Annotated in this window: 14 protein-coding genes; 10 read left to right on the forward strand and 4 right to left on the reverse strand. The window is 64.9% G+C overall.

Annotation, left to right across the window (positions count from 1 at the left end; translation table 11 throughout):
* Window positions 1-19 precede the first annotated feature (19 nt).
* Complete coding sequence (locus tag NCR39_RS13795; protein ID WP_250452666.1) at window positions 20-1,222, reverse strand: cation:proton antiporter; 1,203 nt, start codon at window positions 1,220-1,222, stop codon at window positions 20-22.
* Window positions 1,223-1,975: 753 nt separating this feature from the next.
* Window positions 1,976-3,805 (reverse strand): FAD-dependent 5-carboxymethylaminomethyl-2-thiouridine(34) oxidoreductase MnmC1, encoded by a 1,830-nt coding sequence (gene mnmC1, locus NCR39_RS13800; RefSeq protein ID WP_250452667.1) that lies wholly within the window; start codon window positions 3,803-3,805, stop codon window positions 1,976-1,978.
* A gap of 503 nt (window positions 3,806-4,308) precedes the next feature.
* Between mnmC1 and NCR39_RS13805 the strand changes: the two genes are divergently transcribed.
* The gene (locus NCR39_RS13805; RefSeq protein WP_035962086.1) at window positions 4,309-4,587 is read left to right on the forward strand and encodes an HU family DNA-binding protein; all 279 of its coding nucleotides are present in this window, start codon (window positions 4,309-4,311) and stop codon (window positions 4,585-4,587) included.
* Between the two features lie 186 nt (window positions 4,588-4,773).
* On the opposite strand, the gene NCR39_RS13810 is transcribed toward NCR39_RS13805, so the two are convergent.
* Both NCR39_RS13810 and NCR39_RS13815 read right to left on the reverse strand, forming a co-directional pair.
* Window positions 4,774-5,961, reverse strand: coding sequence for a GTP-binding protein (locus tag NCR39_RS13810; RefSeq protein WP_250452668.1), 1,188 nt, complete (start codon window positions 5,959-5,961; stop codon window positions 4,774-4,776).
* A 156-nt stretch (window positions 5,962-6,117) separates the two neighbouring features.
* Window positions 6,118-6,564: a lytic transglycosylase domain-containing protein gene (locus NCR39_RS13815; RefSeq protein WP_250452669.1), complete on the reverse strand. Its 447-nt coding sequence runs from the start codon at window positions 6,562-6,564 to the stop codon at window positions 6,118-6,120.
* 634 nt (window positions 6,565-7,198) lie between these two features.
* On the opposite strand from NCR39_RS13815, the gene gspD reads away from it, so the two are divergent.
* The 9 genes from gspD (at window position 7,199) to gspK (ending at window position 16,099) form a co-directional block, all read left to right on the forward strand.
* A complete protein-coding gene (gspD, locus tag NCR39_RS13820) occupies window positions 7,199-9,661 on the forward strand; it encodes a type II secretion system secretin GspD (protein WP_250452670.1) in 2,463 nt (820 codons plus the stop codon).
* A 5-nt stretch (window positions 9,662-9,666) separates the two neighbouring features.
* Complete coding sequence (gene gspE / locus NCR39_RS13825) at window positions 9,667-11,178, forward strand: type II secretion system ATPase GspE (protein ID WP_250452790.1); 1,512 nt, start codon at window positions 9,667-9,669, stop codon at window positions 11,176-11,178.
* A 16-nt stretch (window positions 11,179-11,194) separates the two neighbouring features.
* Window positions 11,195-12,412 (forward strand): type II secretion system inner membrane protein GspF, encoded by a 1,218-nt coding sequence (gspF, locus tag NCR39_RS13830; protein ID WP_250452671.1) that lies wholly within the window; start codon window positions 11,195-11,197, stop codon window positions 12,410-12,412.
* Window positions 12,412-12,825: a type II secretion system protein N gene (locus NCR39_RS13835; RefSeq protein ID WP_250452672.1), complete on the forward strand. Its 414-nt coding sequence runs from the start codon at window positions 12,412-12,414 to the stop codon at window positions 12,823-12,825. Before gspF ends, NCR39_RS13835 begins: the two co-directional genes overlap by 1 nt.
* A 153-nt stretch (window positions 12,826-12,978) precedes the next feature.
* Window positions 12,979-13,443 carry a type II secretion system major pseudopilin GspG gene (gspG, locus tag NCR39_RS13840; RefSeq protein ID WP_040052801.1) on the forward strand — a complete coding sequence of 155 codons (465 nt, stop codon included), beginning with the start codon at window positions 12,979-12,981 and terminating at the stop codon, window positions 13,441-13,443.
* A gap of 23 nt (window positions 13,444-13,466) precedes the next feature.
* The gene (locus tag NCR39_RS13845) at window positions 13,467-13,940 is read left to right on the forward strand and encodes a GspH/FimT family pseudopilin (protein WP_250452673.1); all 474 of its coding nucleotides are present in this window, start codon (window positions 13,467-13,469) and stop codon (window positions 13,938-13,940) included.
* Window positions 13,940-14,326 carry a type II secretion system minor pseudopilin GspI gene (gspI, locus tag NCR39_RS13850; protein WP_250452674.1) on the forward strand — a complete coding sequence of 129 codons (387 nt, stop codon included), beginning with the start codon at window positions 13,940-13,942 and terminating at the stop codon, window positions 14,324-14,326. Before NCR39_RS13845 ends, gspI begins: the two co-directional genes overlap by 1 nt.
* Window positions 14,304-14,987: a prepilin-type N-terminal cleavage/methylation domain-containing protein gene (locus tag NCR39_RS13855; RefSeq protein ID WP_250452675.1), complete on the forward strand. Its 684-nt coding sequence runs from the start codon at window positions 14,304-14,306 to the stop codon at window positions 14,985-14,987. Before gspI ends, NCR39_RS13855 begins: the two co-directional genes overlap by 23 nt.
* On the forward strand, window positions 14,984-16,099 hold the full coding sequence (gene gspK / locus NCR39_RS13860; protein WP_250452676.1) for a type II secretion system minor pseudopilin GspK: 1,116 nt from the start codon (window positions 14,984-14,986) through the stop codon (window positions 16,097-16,099). Before NCR39_RS13855 ends, gspK begins: the two co-directional genes overlap by 4 nt.

Below are 16,099 nucleotides of genomic sequence, written 5' to 3' on the forward strand. Positions count from 1 at the left end.
CATGAGCGCCGGCGCGCGCCTATTCGCGGCGCTCGCCGACCGCCGACAAACTACGGTAGACCACGAACGGCGTCGCGATCTGAAGCACGACGATCGAACACATGACGATCGCGCGCAAGGTCGGGTCGTAGTCGGGATAAAGCACGTACATGTCGTCGACGAGCAGATAGGCAAGCGCCGACATCGGCGTGAGCGCGACGCCCAGCGCCGCGCCCTGCTTCCAGTTGAGTCCGCTTGGCTTGGCGAACATCAGCACGCCGACGAGTTTGCCGATCACGCGCGCGACGATCAGCCCGAGCGCCGCGACGCCGCCGAGCGCGATATCGCGCCAATGGAACGACGTGAGCGTGAGCGCGAACAGGATGACGGTCAGAAGCCATCCCGCCGATCCGAAATGCGACGGCCACAACTGCGGCCGCTCGTCGGCGTTCTTCACGATGATCCCCGCCGCGAGCAGCGCGAGAATCGTCGAGAGCTTGAAGATGTGCGCGACCGCGATCGCCAGCAGCACGAGGCCGAACAAAGCAACGAAGGAATGCTCATCATTCGCATTCAGACGACGATAAAGCAGGTTGCATGCGCGTGCCAGCAGGAACGCGAGCACGAGCGAACCGATCAGCAAATAGAGCGGCTGGAGAATCGTCGCGAACGTGTTGCCGTAGATCTCCTGATGCAGCACGCCCGCCGCGAGCTTTTCGACGATCACCGCGTACATGCTGTTCAGCGCGGTGAGCGTCATCAGGCGTTGCGTGACCTGGCCTTCCGCGCGCAGTTCGGTCTTGAGCTGGATGACCATCGCGGGCGACGTCGCCATCGCGATCGCGGCGATGACGATGGACGGCATCGTCGGCACCTTCACGAGCATCAGCGCGATGAGCACGAGGCCGAACGTCAGCGTCGATTCCGCGATGCTCGACAAAATCAGATAAGGATTGCGGCGGATCCAGCGCAGATCCAGCCGTCCGCCGAGTTCGAATAGCAGAAGCCCGAGCGCGACATCGAGCAGCGGACGCGACAGGCCGCCCGCGCTGGCGTCGATCACGCCGAGGCCGGCGTTGCCCGCGATCAGCCCGATCACCGCATAGCCCGTGATGCGCGGCAGCCGCCACGCGCGCCACAGCAGTTCTCCGGCGAGACCCGCCGTGACGAGCGCGAGACCGGCCCAGAGAATGGCGTCGGGTTCGAGCGGCCACGCGGGCAGAAATGAAAATGCCGAATTCATCTTGGGGGCTTCTCCTTCGTTGCTGCAGCAGAGGACACGCCCGATCGCATGAGTTCGCTCGTCACAGCGAGACTCGCGGGCGGCGTCGATGCGCGACCCGTCGATTGAGCGTTGCTTCAGTTATTCATTCAGGCGAAACGAAATCGACCGAACACGGCGTCACGGACGAGCCGTGCAAGCCTTTCGACGCGTCCGGCTCCAGATACGGACTTGCTCGCATCTCTACTCTTGGATAAGCATCTGCGATGCTTCGGCGCAAACGCTGGCCGGACTCAGTAAACGACCTTGCGGCTTGATGATCGGATTGTCGATTCGCAAGCATCGTTCCATTGAAGCGTCCGCCGTTGACCGGCGCGACGCAGGAAGAAGCGCGATTGTGCCACACCGCGCTCTCGGCGACCGAACAGCAACCTCATGATTCTTATGAAGTAAAAGCGACTGCGAAGTTCCGTCCATGCGGAAAGGCTGACCGGCCGGGACTTCGATGATCCGCTTCCGATGGCTTCGCCTTCAGGTGTTTACAGGTTTACTGTATATAAACGTAGTAGTAGTTAACAAGGCGCGGCCGCATCTGTGGACAACCGGCGTTTACCGCTACGAATCAACGACCTGCACGCGGAAGAACCGCGCGGTAAACATGTTCGCGCCGCGCCGTTAACCCGGAACAACTTTTGGCCGCCGAGACGGCGTCGCCGGCTTGTCCCGTTTACGTGCACAACGCGTGCACAGCTCTTTCTGGCGCAATTCGCCGGGTTATCCACAGCGATTCGAGGATAACTGCGCCGCGCCGATCTCTCCGTGACGTAACGCTCGCAAAAAGAATCGCGCCGGATCGACGGCTTCGGCCAGTTCGCGTTCGATCGGCCACGGCTCGCCTTCCATCTGCGACGCGATGAGTTCCGCCGCGAGCGTCGCCCAGATGAGGCCGCGCGAGCCGAACGCGAACGCGCCGTAAAGACCGTCGATGCGCGGCAGATCCAGCGGCCACGCGCCCGATAGACGTTGCGCGTCGCGGCGGGCGGCGGTTTCGTCGGCGAGCTGGCCGATCATCGGCATGCGGTCGCTCGTCACGCAGCGAAACGCCACGCGCCCGTGCGAAACCGATGCGCTTTCCAGCGCCGGCAGCATGCGTCCGACGCGCTCGATGTTTTCCTGATGCCCCGCGTCGCGGATGTGCGGATCGGTGTCGTCGATGTCGTAGGTCGCGCCGATCAGCGTGCGCCGTTCGCCGAGCGGCACCGCGTATCCGTCGCCGATGACGGGCACGCGCAGCGCGTCGAGCGGACTCGCGTCGAGCATCGAAAGCTGGCCGCGCACGCCGCGCGTCGGATCGCCGAAAAGATGGCCGAGGCGCGCGGCATCGTGCGCGTTCGCCAGCACGACGACCGGCGCTTGCCCGATGACCGCGCCGCTCGCGTCGAACGCGCGCCAGTTGCGGCCGTCGCGCTCGATGCGCGCCACTTCCGTGTTCCAGCGCGCGGCGAGCGCATCGCCGGCGGCGGCGAGTTGCGCCGCGCAGACGGCGGCCGGCGAAATGGCGCCGCCGTGCGGGAAGAACCATCCGCCGCGCGCGACATCGACGCCCGCCACGCGCGAGGCTTCATCGCGCGACATTGCGGCGACGTACTCGCGCGGATAGCCGAACCGGTCGATGGCGGCGGCAAGCGCTTGCGCGTCTTCTTGTGTATCGGCGATTTGCAGCAGGCCCGCGCGGCTGCGGCGCAGGTCGTGGCCGGCGGCTTCGAGCGCGTGCCATCTGCCGAGCGTGTGGAGAAACGCGGCGCGCGTCAGCCGTGCGGCGATGCTGTCGTCGCGCCAGACAATCGGGTGAAAGACGCCCGCCGGATTCCCCGATGCATCGCGCGCGGGCGACGCATGGCGGTCGATGAGCGTGACGCGCCATCCACGGGACGCGAGCGCCGATGTCGCCGCGCAGCCCGCGAGCCCCGCGCCGATCACCATGGCTTCGCGCGCCGGGGCATCGCTGGCGGCCGGCGGTTCGTGACGGCGGACTCGCCAGCGCGGCGCGAAGCGGCCCGTCATGCCATCGGGCGTGGCGGCGGTATCGAAGCCGGAATGGGCGAGCAATTTCAGCAGCGCGGCTTGCGCGGACTCGGGCGCTGACGCCGTGACCGTCGCGCCGTCGGCGGCGAAGCGCGCGAGCGTCTTGCAGAGCTTGCGCGGATCGTCGTGTTGCGATGCGTCGAAGTGGAAGGCATCCGCGCGCAGCCACAGTTTCGACAGCATGTCGTCTTCATCGCCGATGACGAGCGTCAGCGCGACGCGGCCCGCATCGAATTCCAGCCGATGCACGCCCGGCACGCGCCAAGGCAACGCTCGCGCGAGTTCGGCCGCGAGCGGGTCGCTATCGTGCGGCGCATCAAGCGACGCAGCGGCCACGAGATGAAGGCGCTCGCTCCGCTCATCGCACGCGCGCCATCGACGCCAAACCGAAAACAACGCGCTTTGGCTGCCGAAATGCGCGTCGGCATCGACGAACGTGAAGCTGCGCTTGCCTTTCCAGCGCGAAGAAAGGGTGTGGAATGCGAGCAGCGGCTCGCAGGGCGGCGATGTTTCGGTCATGCGTCGGGCATCGGTGATGAGATCAACTCGACACTGTATCGCCCGCGCTTGGCGAAGACCGAAAGACGATCCTTGGCCCACGCGTCAGCACGCATCGCAGCCAGTCGCGACAAGGCCTCCGGCGCTGCCGGCCAAGGCTTTTCACGCCTAAACGTTGGCAAAAACCAACGCGGGGCGGCGAATCGAGCACGCGCTCGGAAAGGACTTGCCGGCTCGCGAAGATCGCGCGTCAAAAAGCCGTCCGCAACCCCTGGTTACATAAGGGTAAATCTTTGAAACCCTTGTCCTGATTGGATTTGCGCTGCGCTATCATACGAAGCGCCGCGTTCGAAGGCGGCGCGAGAGCTTTGATGTGAGGCAATGCCAGTGAAGTGGCGCGAAACCGCGCCTATTCGTCCGGCGGGCACGCCAGAAGGCCGCCCCCACTCGACTGCACGGCTTGCGCACGTATAATCGGCGCGTTCGCGCTGTTCGTGTCAACCTAAACTGATAAAGGAACCTTAATGAACAAACAGGAATTGATCGACGCCGTAGCCGCTCAGACCGGCGCCAGCAAAGCTCAAACGGGCGAAACGCTCGACACGTTGCTCGAAGTGATCAAGAAGGCTGTCTCGAAAGGTGACGCGGTGCAGTTGATCGGTTTCGGCAGCTTCGGTTCGGGAAAGCGCGCAGCGCGCACCGGCCGTAACCCGAAGACCGGCGAATCCATCAAGATTCCGGCGGCAAAGACGGTCAAGTTCACGGCCGGCAAGGCATTCAAGGACGCAGTGAACAAGAAGTAAGTTTTCTTGCCGTGTGGCGCTTCCCGCAACGTTGCGCAGCGCCTCCCAGCACTTCAAGCACTGCCAGCAGTACCGCATGCCAGCGCCTCTAGCAGCACCTGTTAGTCAGGTTCTTCCGCATGTGCGGAGATAAGCCGGAGACCACGAAGTTCGTAAACCCGCCATCGGCGGGTTTTTTTTTCGTCCTCAGTGCTGGTGATCGTCGCAGCCGCAGTCGGGGCCGTGATCGTGCGCATGATCGTGATCGCCGTGGTCGTGCTCTTCCACGTCCCACGCGGGAAACGGATCGCTGAAGCGCTGCCAGTTTTCCGCGCCTGCCGCCCATTCGTCGTCCGTGAGCAGGCATGCGTCGAACTTGCGGCGCCACGCGTCGGTATCGAGATCGAGGCCGATCAGCACCAGCTCCTGCCGCCGATCGCCGATGCTGTTGTCATCCGGATCGCCGAACCATTCCGCGACGATCTCCGCTTCCAGTTCGGGATCGTCCGTCGGCCATTCGCTGCGGTCTTGCGCGGCCCACCACACGCCCGCCGGACCATGACGCAGCGTGCCGCCCGCCTGCGATAGCGATCCGCCCACGACACTGCGCGTCGCGAGCCAGAAAAAGCCCTTCGCGCGCAGCACGTCCGGCCATTCCTGATGCAGCAGATTCCAGAGCCGCTCCGGATGAAACGGCCTGCGCGCGCGATACACAAAATGCTCTACGGCATCGGAATCATCCGATTCGTGTTCGCCGTTCAGAATCGCGAGCCAGCCGGGCGCGCTCGCCGTCGTATCGAAATCGAAGCGGCCGGTATCGATCACTTCGTCGAGCGGCGTTCGGCCGAACTGCGCGCGGATCTGCACGGCGCGGGGATTCAGACCGCGCAGCACGCGCGCGAGCTTTTCGACTTCCTCTTCGCCGACGAGATCGGTCTTGTTCAGCACGATCACATCGCAGAATTCGATCTGCTCGACGAGCGTTTCGACGACCGTCTTGCCTTCGTCGCCGTTCTCTTCGTCGATGTCGATGCCCCGCTCCGCCAGCGAATCCGCCGATGCGTAATCGCGCATGAAGCTCGCTGCATCGACGACGGTCACGAACGTATCGAGATGCGCGCGCCCGGCGAGCGCGGCCTGATCGTCGTCGCCGAAAGCGAGATGCTCGGCGATGTCCATCGGGTTCGCGATACCCGTCGATTCGATCACGATCGCATCGAAACGCTGCTGCTCCGCGAGTTCGACGATCGCCTGTTCCATGTCGTGCGGCGAACGGCCCGCGATCGCCCCGACGCGCACGTTCTGGCCGTTGGCGAGGAGCGCATCGAGCAGCGTGGTCTTGCCCGCGCCGACGAAGCCCGAAAGCACGGTGACTGGCAGTGGTGTCTGGTTCATTGCGAGGGATCAGTGGAAGTGCGGCAGGAAATGCTCGCGGATCGAGCGGCGGCATGCGGCGAGCGCGTCGCGGTGTGGTGCGACGCGCTTCGGTCGAAGCAACGATTTTGCATCAAATGTGACGAAAGCGGCGCGCCGTCCGTCCGATGGCGGGATTTACTTCGAGGCTTGCAGGAGCTTCCAGCGCCGCAGAATTTCGATGATCTGCGACGAGTATTTGTCGCGCAGCGCAGGCGTTTCGGAATGGTAAGCACCGACCGCCTGCCACGAATTGCCGTACTTGTTCATTTTCTGGCGCAGATGCCAGGCCGCGACATAGACGCTCTTGCACGGCTCCATGAGCGTGCCGCTGGAAATGCCGTATTGCGACAGCGTGTTCAGGTGGATGGAGTTGATCTGCATCAGCCCGTAATCGGTCGAACCGTTGGCGTTCTTGTTGATGGCGTCGGGCCGGTTGTGCGATTCCTGCCAGGCAATGGCGCGCAGTATGAGCGGATTCACCTTCTGATACTTCGCCGCTTCGTCGAAACAGTCGGCGTGAGCGGACGCGGCCGCGAACATCGCGCCGCACGCTATCACAGGTAATCGCAGGAATCTCTTCATCGTGTTTCTACTCCATCCGCCCGGTGCGGAACGTCATACCGCCGACGCGGCGCGCCAAGCGCCCACGCCAGAAAATTCAATGTCCGCGCCGGAGCGCCATCGGGAAAACCCACCCGTTACGCACGCGCCAGCCAAGCGGAACCGCCCGTATCATACCGGCTGACGTTTCAGGCCATAAGTTGGCTAGCCGACATAGGTCCAAGGGAACGCGGGAAGTGAAACAATCGCGGTCCGGTAGCGCGGCAATGCGCAGCTAAACGTATGAATAATAAAGTAATGTGTTCGGGTTACAATCCGGCACCTGCGCGGATCCCGCGTGGAACCCGTGCGATTTTCGGTCGTCCGATGAAAACCCGCCATACGGTGTATCGGCAGGCTTTCGGAAGGCTTGAGACGCGCCGGGAATCATTCGGCAGTCAGCCGGAATCTTGGCGACTGCGAGCATCTGCGTCGGCGATTTGAACAAATTCGTTACACAAAGCTGCTATCGTCACATTTTTATAAATAATCGTGGTGGGGCGAAAACGCTCGCACCTCGGTCGGCAGCGCCTTCGGATTGGCGAACGGTGCTGCCTTAGCCGGCTAATTTTTTTTGAGATCCGGCTCAGACATCACATCCATGAGAAGACAACCTATGGCACTGCGTCGCATGGCGACGGCACTGCTGGCGGCGGGACTTATCGTCGCGCAAGCCGCGCACGCGCAAGTGACGTTGAATTTCGTCAACGCCGATATCGACCAGGTCGCGAAAGCGATCGGTGCGGCCACCGGCAAAACCATCATCGTCGATCCCCGCGTCAAGGGGCAGCTCAACCTCGTCTCCGAAAATCCGGTGCCCGAGGAACAGGCGCTGAAGACGCTGCAGTCGTCGCTGCGCATGCAGGGCTTCGCGCTCGTGCAGGATCACGGCGTTCTGAAAGTCGTCCCCGAAGCCGACGCCAAGCTGCAAGGCGTGCCGACGTACGTGGGCAATGCGCCCGGCGCGCGCGGCGATCAGGTGATCACGCAGGTCTTCACGCTGCGCAACGAATCGGCGAACAACCTGCTGCCGGTGCTGCGCCCGCTGATCTCGCCGAACAACACGATCGCCGCCTATCCGGCGAACAACACGCTCGTCGTCACGGATTACGCCGACAACGTGCGGCGCATCGCGGGCATCATCGCGGGCATCGATACCGCGGCGGGCCGCGAAGTCGATGTCGTCGCGCTGAAGAACGCGAACGCCATCGACGTCGCCGAGCAGATGAACAAGCTGCTCGATCCCGGCACCATCGGCAGCACCGACGCGACGCTCAAAGTCACCGTCACGCCGGACGCGCGCACGAATTCGCTGATGTTCCGCGCATCGAGCAGCGCGCGCCTCGCGGCTGCGAAGGCGCTGGCCAAGAAGCTCGACGCGCCCACGTCCGAACCCGGCAACATGCACGTCGTGGCGCTGCGCAACGCCGACGCCACGCGCCTCGCCAAAACGCTGCGCGCCATGATGGGCAAGGGCGGCGGCGGCTCGGACAATTCGTCGAGTTCGGGCTCGAATGCGTCGAGCTCGTTCGGACAAAGCGGCCTCGGCAACTCGTCGACATCGACGGGAACCGCCGGCACGCCGCCGCTGCCGGGCGGCTTCGGCAGCAACAGCTCGGGCACCGGCAACAATCCGATGTCCGGCTCGGGCTCCAATCGCGACACCGGCTTCTCGTCCAACAAGGACAGCGACACCGGTAACGACACGAGCGGCGGCGGCATGATCCAGGCGGATTCCGCGACGAATTCGCTCATCATCACCGCGCCGGATCCCGTCTACCGCAACCTGCGCACGGTGATCGACCAGCTCGACGCGCGCCGCGCGCAGGTCTATATCGAGGCGCTGATCGTCGAGCTTTCCGCGACGACGGGCGCGAACCTCGGCATTCAGTGGCAAGGTCTGCTGCTGTCGAACGGCGGCAACAACGCGCTCTACGGCAGTTCGAGCTTCGGCTCCGGCAACACGAACATCTTCGATTTGACCGTGCAGGGCAATGCGATCGCGCAGAATCCGTCGTCGATCACGTCGACGACCGGGCTGCTCGCGAACGGCCTGAACATCGGCTTGCTGCACCGCTTCGGCAATCTGTTCGGTCTCGGCGGGCTGCTGCAGGCGCTGTCCACGTCGGCGGATGCGAACATCCTTTCGACGCCGAATCTCATCACGCTCGACAACGAGGAAGCGAAGATCGTCGTCGGCCAGAACGTGCCGGTGGTGACCGGTTCGTACGCGACGCCGACGGCGAACGCGGCGACGTCGGTGACGGCGTTCAACACGTTCGACCGCCGCGACGTCGGCGTGACGCTGCACGTGAAGCCGCAGATCACCGAAGGCGGCGTGCTCAAGATGCAGATCTATCAGGAAGATTCGAGCGTCGATGCGACCACCAAGAACGATCCGGGCGGCGTGACCATCAATACGCGCTCGGTGCAATCGACCATTCTGGCCGACGACGGCGAGATCGTCGTGCTCGGCGGTTTGATGCAGGATCAGTACAACAACAACAACAGCAAGATTCCGCTGCTCGGCGACATTCCGTTCATCGGCAGTCTGTTTCGCAGCGAAAGCAAGACGCGCACGAAAACGAACCTGATGGTGTTCCTGCGCCCGGTCATCGTGCGCGATCAGGCGACGGCCACGCAGATCGCGAATACGCGCTACGACTATCTGCGTCAGCAACAGTACGGATCGACGACGGATAACCGCCTCATCAAGGATCAGAACGTTCCGATGATGCCGCCGAAGCCGCTCGGCCCGAGCGAAGGCGGTGGCGCGCCGGCCCAGAATCTGCTGGACTGGAACAATCTGACGCGCGGCGTGCCGAGTACGACGCTGCCTCAGGATCCGAACGCCGGTCCCGCGCCGCAGCCGTATCAGCAGGCGCCGCAGAGCACGAATCCGCCGCCCGCGAACGGCGCGACGAACGTCATGCCCGGTAACGCCGCGACCAACGCGATGCCTGGCAACGCCGCGACGAACGCCCTGCCGGGCAACGCCGCGACGAGCAACTACGCGGTGCCGAACAACATGCCGAGCGCGCAGCCGCTCGAAAGCAGTCCGACAGGAGCCCGACCGTGAGCACGGTGAACGCGGTAGCCGAAAGCACGAACCTCAGCGCCGATGCGGCCGAGCACGGGGCCGCGACGGCCGCGTCTCCGCTCGCCGCGCGGCTCGTGCCTTACGGCTTCGCGCGGACCGGGCAGATTCTGCTCGCGCATCAGCATGCGGACAGCATCGAAGTGTGGATCAGCGAGCGCACGACCGATGCCGCGCTCGCCGAAGTCGCGCGCAATTTCGGCGCGCTGTCGATTCAGCGCAAACCCGCCGACGAACTCGCCGCCGCGATCAATTCCGCCTATGCCCGCAACGACGGCAGCGCGGCGCAGGTTGTCGGCGAAGTGGAAGGTGAAGTCGATCTGTCGCGTCTGATGCAGGACATTCCGGAAGTCGAAGACCTGCTGGAATCCGAAGACGACGCGCCGATCATCCGCATGATCAACGCGCTGCTCACGCAGGCGGCGCGCGAACAGGCGTCGGATATTCACATCGAGCCGTTCGAGAACGCGTCGGTCGTGCGGTTTCGCGTCGATGGCACGCTGCGCGACGTCGTGCGCCCGAAAAAGGCGCTGCACGGCGCGCTGATCTCGCGGATCAAGATCATGGCGCAGCTCGATATCGCCGAGAAACGTTTGCCGCAGGACGGCCGCATCACGCTGCGCGTCGGCGGCCGTCCGGTCGATGTCCGCGTGTCCACGCTGCCGACGGGCCACGGCGAACGCGCGGTGCTGCGTCTGCTCGAAAAAGACGCGCAGCGCCTGAATCTCGAAACGCTCGGCATGGCGCGCGACACGCTCGTCCACTTCGACAAGCTGATCGGCAAGCCGCACGGCATCGTGCTCGTGACCGGGCCGACCGGTTCCGGCAAGACGACCACGCTTTACGCGTCGATGTCGCGGCTGGAAACCACGACCACCAACATCATGACGGTGGAAGACCCGATCGAATACGATTTGTCGGGCATCGGGCAGACGCAGGTGAACGAGCGCATCGGCATGACGTTCGCGCGGGCGCTGCGCTCCATTCTTCGTCAGGATCCGGACATCATCATGATCGGTGAAATCCGCGACCTGGAAACCGCGCAGATCGCGGTGCAGGCTTCGCTGACCGGTCACCTGGTGCTCGCGACGCTGCACACGAACGACGCCGCATCCGCCGTCACGCGTCTCACCGACATGGGCGTGGAGCCGTATCTGCTGGCGTCGTCGCTGCTGGGCGTTCTCGCGCAGCGGCTCGTGCGCCAGTTGTGTCCGGTGTGCAAGGAAGCGCGTGAGGAAGAAGACGGCGTGAAGCACTGGCATCCTGTCGGTTGCGACCGATGCGGCCAGTCGGGCTACGTGGGCCGTCGCGGCGTGTACGAACTTCTGCTGATCGACGACGCCATTCGTCCGCTGATCCATCGCAACGCCGCCGACGCCGAGATTCTCGCGGCGGGCCGCGCGAACGGCATGCGCACGCTGCGCGAGGACGGCGACCGCTGGCTGGCGGCGGGCGTGACGTCGCTCGAAGAAGTGCTGCGCGTGACCGGTGGCGATTAAGGGCGGAGCGTAACGTATGCCAGCTTTCCGTTTCGAAGCGATCGACCACGCGGGCAAGACGCAGACCGGCGTGCTCGATGCCGACAGCGCCCGCGCCGCGCGCAGCCAGTTGCGCACGCAAGGGCTGACGCCGCTCGTCGTCGAGGCCGCGGGCACGCGCACGCGCGGCGAGCGTCAGCAGCGGCTGTCGCTCGGGCGCCGTCTGTCGCAGCGCGAACAGGCCATTCTGACGCGCCAGCTCGCGAGTCTGCTGATCGCGGGCTTGCCGCTCGGCGAAACGCTTCAGGTGCTGACCGAGCAATCCGAACGCGACTACATCCGCGAACTGATGGCCGCGATCCGCGCCGAAGTGCTCGGCGGCCATTCGTTCGCCAATGCGCTCGCGCAGCATCCGAAGGACTTTCCCGAGATTTATCGCGCGCTGGTAGCGGCGGGCGAGCACACCGGCAAGCTCGGGCTCGTGCTGTCGCGTCTCGCCGATTACATCGAGCAGCGCAATGCGCTCAAGCAGAAGATCATTCTGGCGTTCACGTATCCGGGCATCGTGACGATCATCGCGTTCGGCATCGTCACGTTCCTGCTGAGCTATGTCGTGCCGCAAGTGGTGAACGTGTTCGCCAGCACGAAGCAGGCGCTGCCCTTCCTCACCGTGATGATGATGGCGCTCTCCGCCTTCGTGCGAAGTTACTGGTGGGCGGTGCTGATCGGCGTCGCGATCGTCGCGTGGCTCGTGCGGCGCATTCTGTCGCGGCCCGGACCGCGCATGGCGTTCGACCGCTGGCTCCTCACCGCGCCGCTCGTCGGCAAGCTGGTGCGCGGCTATAACACCGTGCGTTTCGCGAGCACGCTCGCCATTCTGACCGCCGCCGGCGTGCCGATCCTGCGCGCGCTGCAAGCCGCCGGCGAAACGCTCAGCAATACCGCGATGCGCAATAACGTCGACGACGCCATCGTGCGGGTGCGCGAAGGCTCGTCGTTGTCGCGCGCGCTCGGCAACACGAAGACGTTTCCGCCCGTGCTCGTGCATTTGATCCGCTCGGGCGAAGCCACCGGCGACGTCACCACGATGCTCGACCGCGCCTCCGAAGGCGAGGCGCGCGAGCTCGAACGCCGCACGATGTTCCTGACGAGCCTGCTCGAACCGTTGCTGATTCTGGCGATGGGCGGCGTGGTGCTGGTCATCGTGCTCGCGGTGATGCTGCCGATCATCGAACTGAATAATCTGGTGCAGTAATGAACGCCCTGCAAACCCGCCTGCTCACGCTTGCCGCCCTCGCGCTCTTTTGCGTGACGGTGACGTACTGGGTCGTCACGCTGACCTCGCGCCAGACCGCGCCGCTGCCCGCCGCCGCCGCGACGCGCACGCCGTCGGTCGAACAGGCCGCGACCATTTTCGGCGGACAGCTGGAGCGCCAGGCGAACTCGGACGTGCATCTGTTCGGCATTCTCGCGTTGCAGGGCGGCGCGGCGGCCATCGTCAGCTACGGCGGCGAACCGGCGCGCGCGGTGTCGCTCGGCAGCGCGCTCACGCAGGGCGTGAAGCTCTCGGAAGTGCGGCCGCGTTCGATCATCATCGATCGCAAAGGCACGAAGTCGGAAATTTTCCTGCCGCCGATGCCGCCCGGACCGACGATCTACGTGCGCTGACCGCGCGGCGATCGCTGCGTCGCGCGTTGACTGCTGTCACGGCGCGGCGTTCAGGGATGGATAGAATCCCCGGCGGCTCCGGTCATCCGTCAAGCCGCTTATTCTTTAATCAAAAGCGGGCGCAAGCCCAGAATCAACAACGAGGTAGCAGTCATGCAAATGTGGACGCAACGCCGCATGGAAATCACTCAGGCCAAGGCGCGCCGTCAACGGGGCTTCACGCTCATCGAAATCATGGTCGTGATCGCGATTCTCGGCATTCTCGCCGCGCTGATCGTGCCGAAGATCATGAGCCGTCCGGACGAAGCGCGCCGCGTGGCCGCGAAGCAGGACATCGGCACCATCATGCAGGCGATGAAGCTGTATCGCCTCGACAACGGCCGCTATCCGACGCAAGAGCAAGGCTTGCGCGCGCTGATCGAGAAGCCGTCGACGGAGCCGGTGCCCAACAACTGGAAGGACGGCGGCTATCTGGAACGCCTGCCGGCCGATCCGTGGGGCGGCCAGTATCAATATCTGAATCCGGGCGTGCACGGCGAAATCGACGTGTTCAGCTACGGCGCAGACCAGAAGGCGGGCGGCGAAGGCAACGATGCCGACGTCGGCTCGTGGCAATAGTCATCGCGTAGTTGAGGATCAGCGTGAACGGGCATCGAAAAGCGCGTCGTCAGGCAGGTTTCACGCTGCTGGAAATGCTCGTCGTGCTGGTGATCGCGGGCTTGCTCGTGTCGCTCGCGTCGCTGCAGCTCACCCGCAATCCGCGCACCGATCTGAACGAGGAAGCGCAGCGGCTCGCGCTGCTGTTCGAATCCGCGGGCGACGAAGCGCAAGTGCGCGCGCGGCCGATCGCGTGGCAGCCGACCGACGGCGGCTTTCGCTTCGATATCCGCACCGACGACGGCTGGCGTCCGCTGCGCGACGACCTGCTGCGCGCGCGGCGCTGGGAAGGCGGCGTGACCGGCGTGTCGATTCAATTCCTCGATTCGGACAAGTCGGTGAGCCGGCTCGTTTTCGGCACGGAAGCCATCGATACGCCGATGGAAATCACGCTCGTCTCGGCGGCGGGCCGCGCGACGATCATCGGCAGCGGCAACGGCCGCTTTCAGGTGCGGTGATGCGCGCGCAATCCAAAACTGCCGGCTTCACGATGATCGAAGTGCTCGTCGCGCTGGCGATCATCGCGGTGGCGCTCGCGGCGTCGCTGCGCGCGGTCGGCTCGCTCGCGACGGGCGAAGCGGACTTGCATCGGCGGCTGCTCGCGGGCTGGAGCGCGGACAACGAACTCGCGCAGCTTCGTCTTTCGCGCGCGTTTCCGGACATCGGCTCGCGCACGTTCGACTGCTCGCAAGGCAATCTGAAGCTCGTCTGCACGCAGCGCGTCACCGCGACGCCGAACCCGATTTTCCGGCGCGTGGAAATGTTCGTGTCGATGCCCGGCCGTTCCGGCAATCTCGCGCAAATGGTCACGGTGGTGGCGAATGAAACGAACCGCTCGCTCTGAGGCCCGGCGCACGGGCCGGCGGCAGCGCGGTTTCACGCTGCTGGAAATGCTCATCGCCATCGCGATTCTCGCGGTGATCGCGGTGCTGTCGTGGCGCGGGCTCGATTCGATCATTCGCTCGCGCGCGACCATCACGAATTCGATGGAAGACGAGCGCGTGGTCGCGCAGTTGTTCGACCAGATGCGCATCGACGCGCGCCAGGCCGCAACCGACGACGAAGCCGGCCAGCCCGCCGTGTCGCTCGGCAACGGGTCGCTGCAGATCGTGCGCGGCGTGTTCGCGCCGAACACCGCGCCGCGCCTTCAGGTGGTGCGGTATCGGCTGACGAACGGGCGCATCGTGCGGTACGCGTCGCCGCCGCTCGAAAACGTGGGCGAAGTGCGGCGCGCGCTGTCATCGGGCGATACCGCCGATGGCTGGAGCGCCGTGCCGCTGATGGGCGGCGTGGGGTCGCTGGCGGCGCGCGTCTATATTCCGGCGAAAGGCTGGACGACGCGCATGGCCGACGTGGTCTCGCAGATCAACGACAACGACAACAACCTGAAGGTGCCGCAACTCGGCAACGCGCCGCTCCCGCGCGCGGTGTCGGGCATTCAGGTGGCGGTCGGCGCGCCGAATTTGCGCGTGCCGATCACGCGCGTGTTCCTGGTCGGAGAATGACGATGCGCGCATCGGGCCGAAACGGAAAAGAACGCGGCGTCGCGATCATCAGCGCGCTGCTGGTCGTCGCGCTGTCCGCCATTCTCGTGTCGGGCATGCTGTGGCGGCAGCAAGTGCAGGTGCGGCGCATCGAGAATCAGCGGCTGCTTGCGCAGGCGCAGTGGATTTCGCGCAGCGCGCTCGACTGGACGCGGCTGATTCTGCGTTCCGAAGCGGATACGTCGCCGACCGTCACGTATCTCGGCGGCGTGTGGGGCGTGCCCATCGCGAAGACGAAGCTCTCCGATTTCCTCGGGCAGATCGGCGAAGTGCGCGCGCAGGAAGGCGCGCAGACGTATCTGTCCGGCTCGATCGAGGACGCGCAGGCGAAGTTCAACCTGCGCAATCTGGTCGCCACGCCGACGCCCGGCGTGCTGACCATCAACGTGCAGCAGATTCAGTCGTTCCAGCGGCTGTTGACGCTGCTCGGCATCAACGGATCGCTCGCGAAGACGGTGGCGTTGCAGATGCGCGCAGGACTCGCGCGTTCCGCCACGCGCTTTCAGACGCAGACCGGCAACGGCACGAGCCTCGCGACGACCAATCCGGAAGAGACGATGGCCGCGATCGCGCAGGGCGGCGGCACGGGCGGCGGCAATTTCACCGACGATCCCGGCATGAAGGACGCCGATAGCAACGCGCCCGTCGCGCCGCTGCAGATGATCAGCGTGGACTCGCTGCTCGACGTGCCGGGTTTTTCGGCGGAAGCGGTCGCGAAGCTCCGCAAGTTCGTGACCGTGCTGCCGACGACGACGCCCGTCAACATGAACACCGCGCCCGCGGAAGTGATCGCGGCGGTGGTGGAAGGCATGAGTCTGTCGCAGGCGCAGGCGTTCGTCGCGCGCCGCGAGACGGTGTTCTTCCACGACGCCGGCAACGTGCAGCTCGCGCTGACCGGCGCGGGCGTGAAATCGACGTCGATCGATCCGAGCGAGTTCGACGTCACCACGCGCTATTTCGTGATTCACGGGCGCGTCGACCACGAGCGCGCGCAACTCGAGCGCACGACGCTCGTGTACCGCGACCCGACGACGCACACCACGCGCATCGTCTACACGCGCGACGCGCTCTGA

Origin of the sequence: Caballeronia sp. ATUFL_M2_KS44 (assembly GCF_023630965.1) — a bacterium.
Lineage (GTDB): Bacteria > Pseudomonadota > Gammaproteobacteria > Burkholderiales > Burkholderiaceae > Caballeronia > Caballeronia concitans.

Excerpts from the sequence above, each read along its gene's own strand:
- NCR39_RS13795 (WP_250452666.1), bottom strand. The coding sequence starts at position 1,222 with ATGAATTCGGCATTTTCATTTCTGCCCGCGTGGCCGCTCGAACCCGAC.
- mnmC1 (WP_250452667.1), bottom strand. The coding sequence starts at position 3,805 with ATGACCGAAACATCGCCGCCCTGCGAGCCGCTGCTCGCATTCCACACC.
- NCR39_RS13805 (WP_035962086.1), top strand. The coding sequence starts at position 4,309 with ATGAACAAACAGGAATTGATCGACGCCGTAGCCGCTCAGACCGGCGCC.
- NCR39_RS13810 (WP_250452668.1), bottom strand. The coding sequence starts at position 5,961 with ATGAACCAGACACCACTGCCAGTCACCGTGCTTTCGGGCTTCGTCGGC.
- NCR39_RS13815 (WP_250452669.1), bottom strand. The coding sequence starts at position 6,564 with ATGAAGAGATTCCTGCGATTACCTGTGATAGCGTGCGGCGCGATGTTC.
- gspD (WP_250452670.1), top strand. The coding sequence starts at position 7,199 with ATGGCACTGCGTCGCATGGCGACGGCACTGCTGGCGGCGGGACTTATC.
- gspF (WP_250452671.1), top strand. The coding sequence starts at position 11,195 with ATGCCAGCTTTCCGTTTCGAAGCGATCGACCACGCGGGCAAGACGCAG.
- NCR39_RS13835 (WP_250452672.1), top strand. The coding sequence starts at position 12,412 with ATGAACGCCCTGCAAACCCGCCTGCTCACGCTTGCCGCCCTCGCGCTC.
- gspG (WP_040052801.1), top strand. The coding sequence starts at position 12,979 with ATGCAAATGTGGACGCAACGCCGCATGGAAATCACTCAGGCCAAGGCG.
- gspI (WP_250452674.1), top strand. The coding sequence starts at position 13,940 with ATGCGCGCGCAATCCAAAACTGCCGGCTTCACGATGATCGAAGTGCTC.
- NCR39_RS13855 (WP_250452675.1), top strand. The coding sequence starts at position 14,304 with ATGAAACGAACCGCTCGCTCTGAGGCCCGGCGCACGGGCCGGCGGCAG.
- gspK (WP_250452676.1), top strand. The coding sequence starts at position 14,984 with ATGACGATGCGCGCATCGGGCCGAAACGGAAAAGAACGCGGCGTCGCG.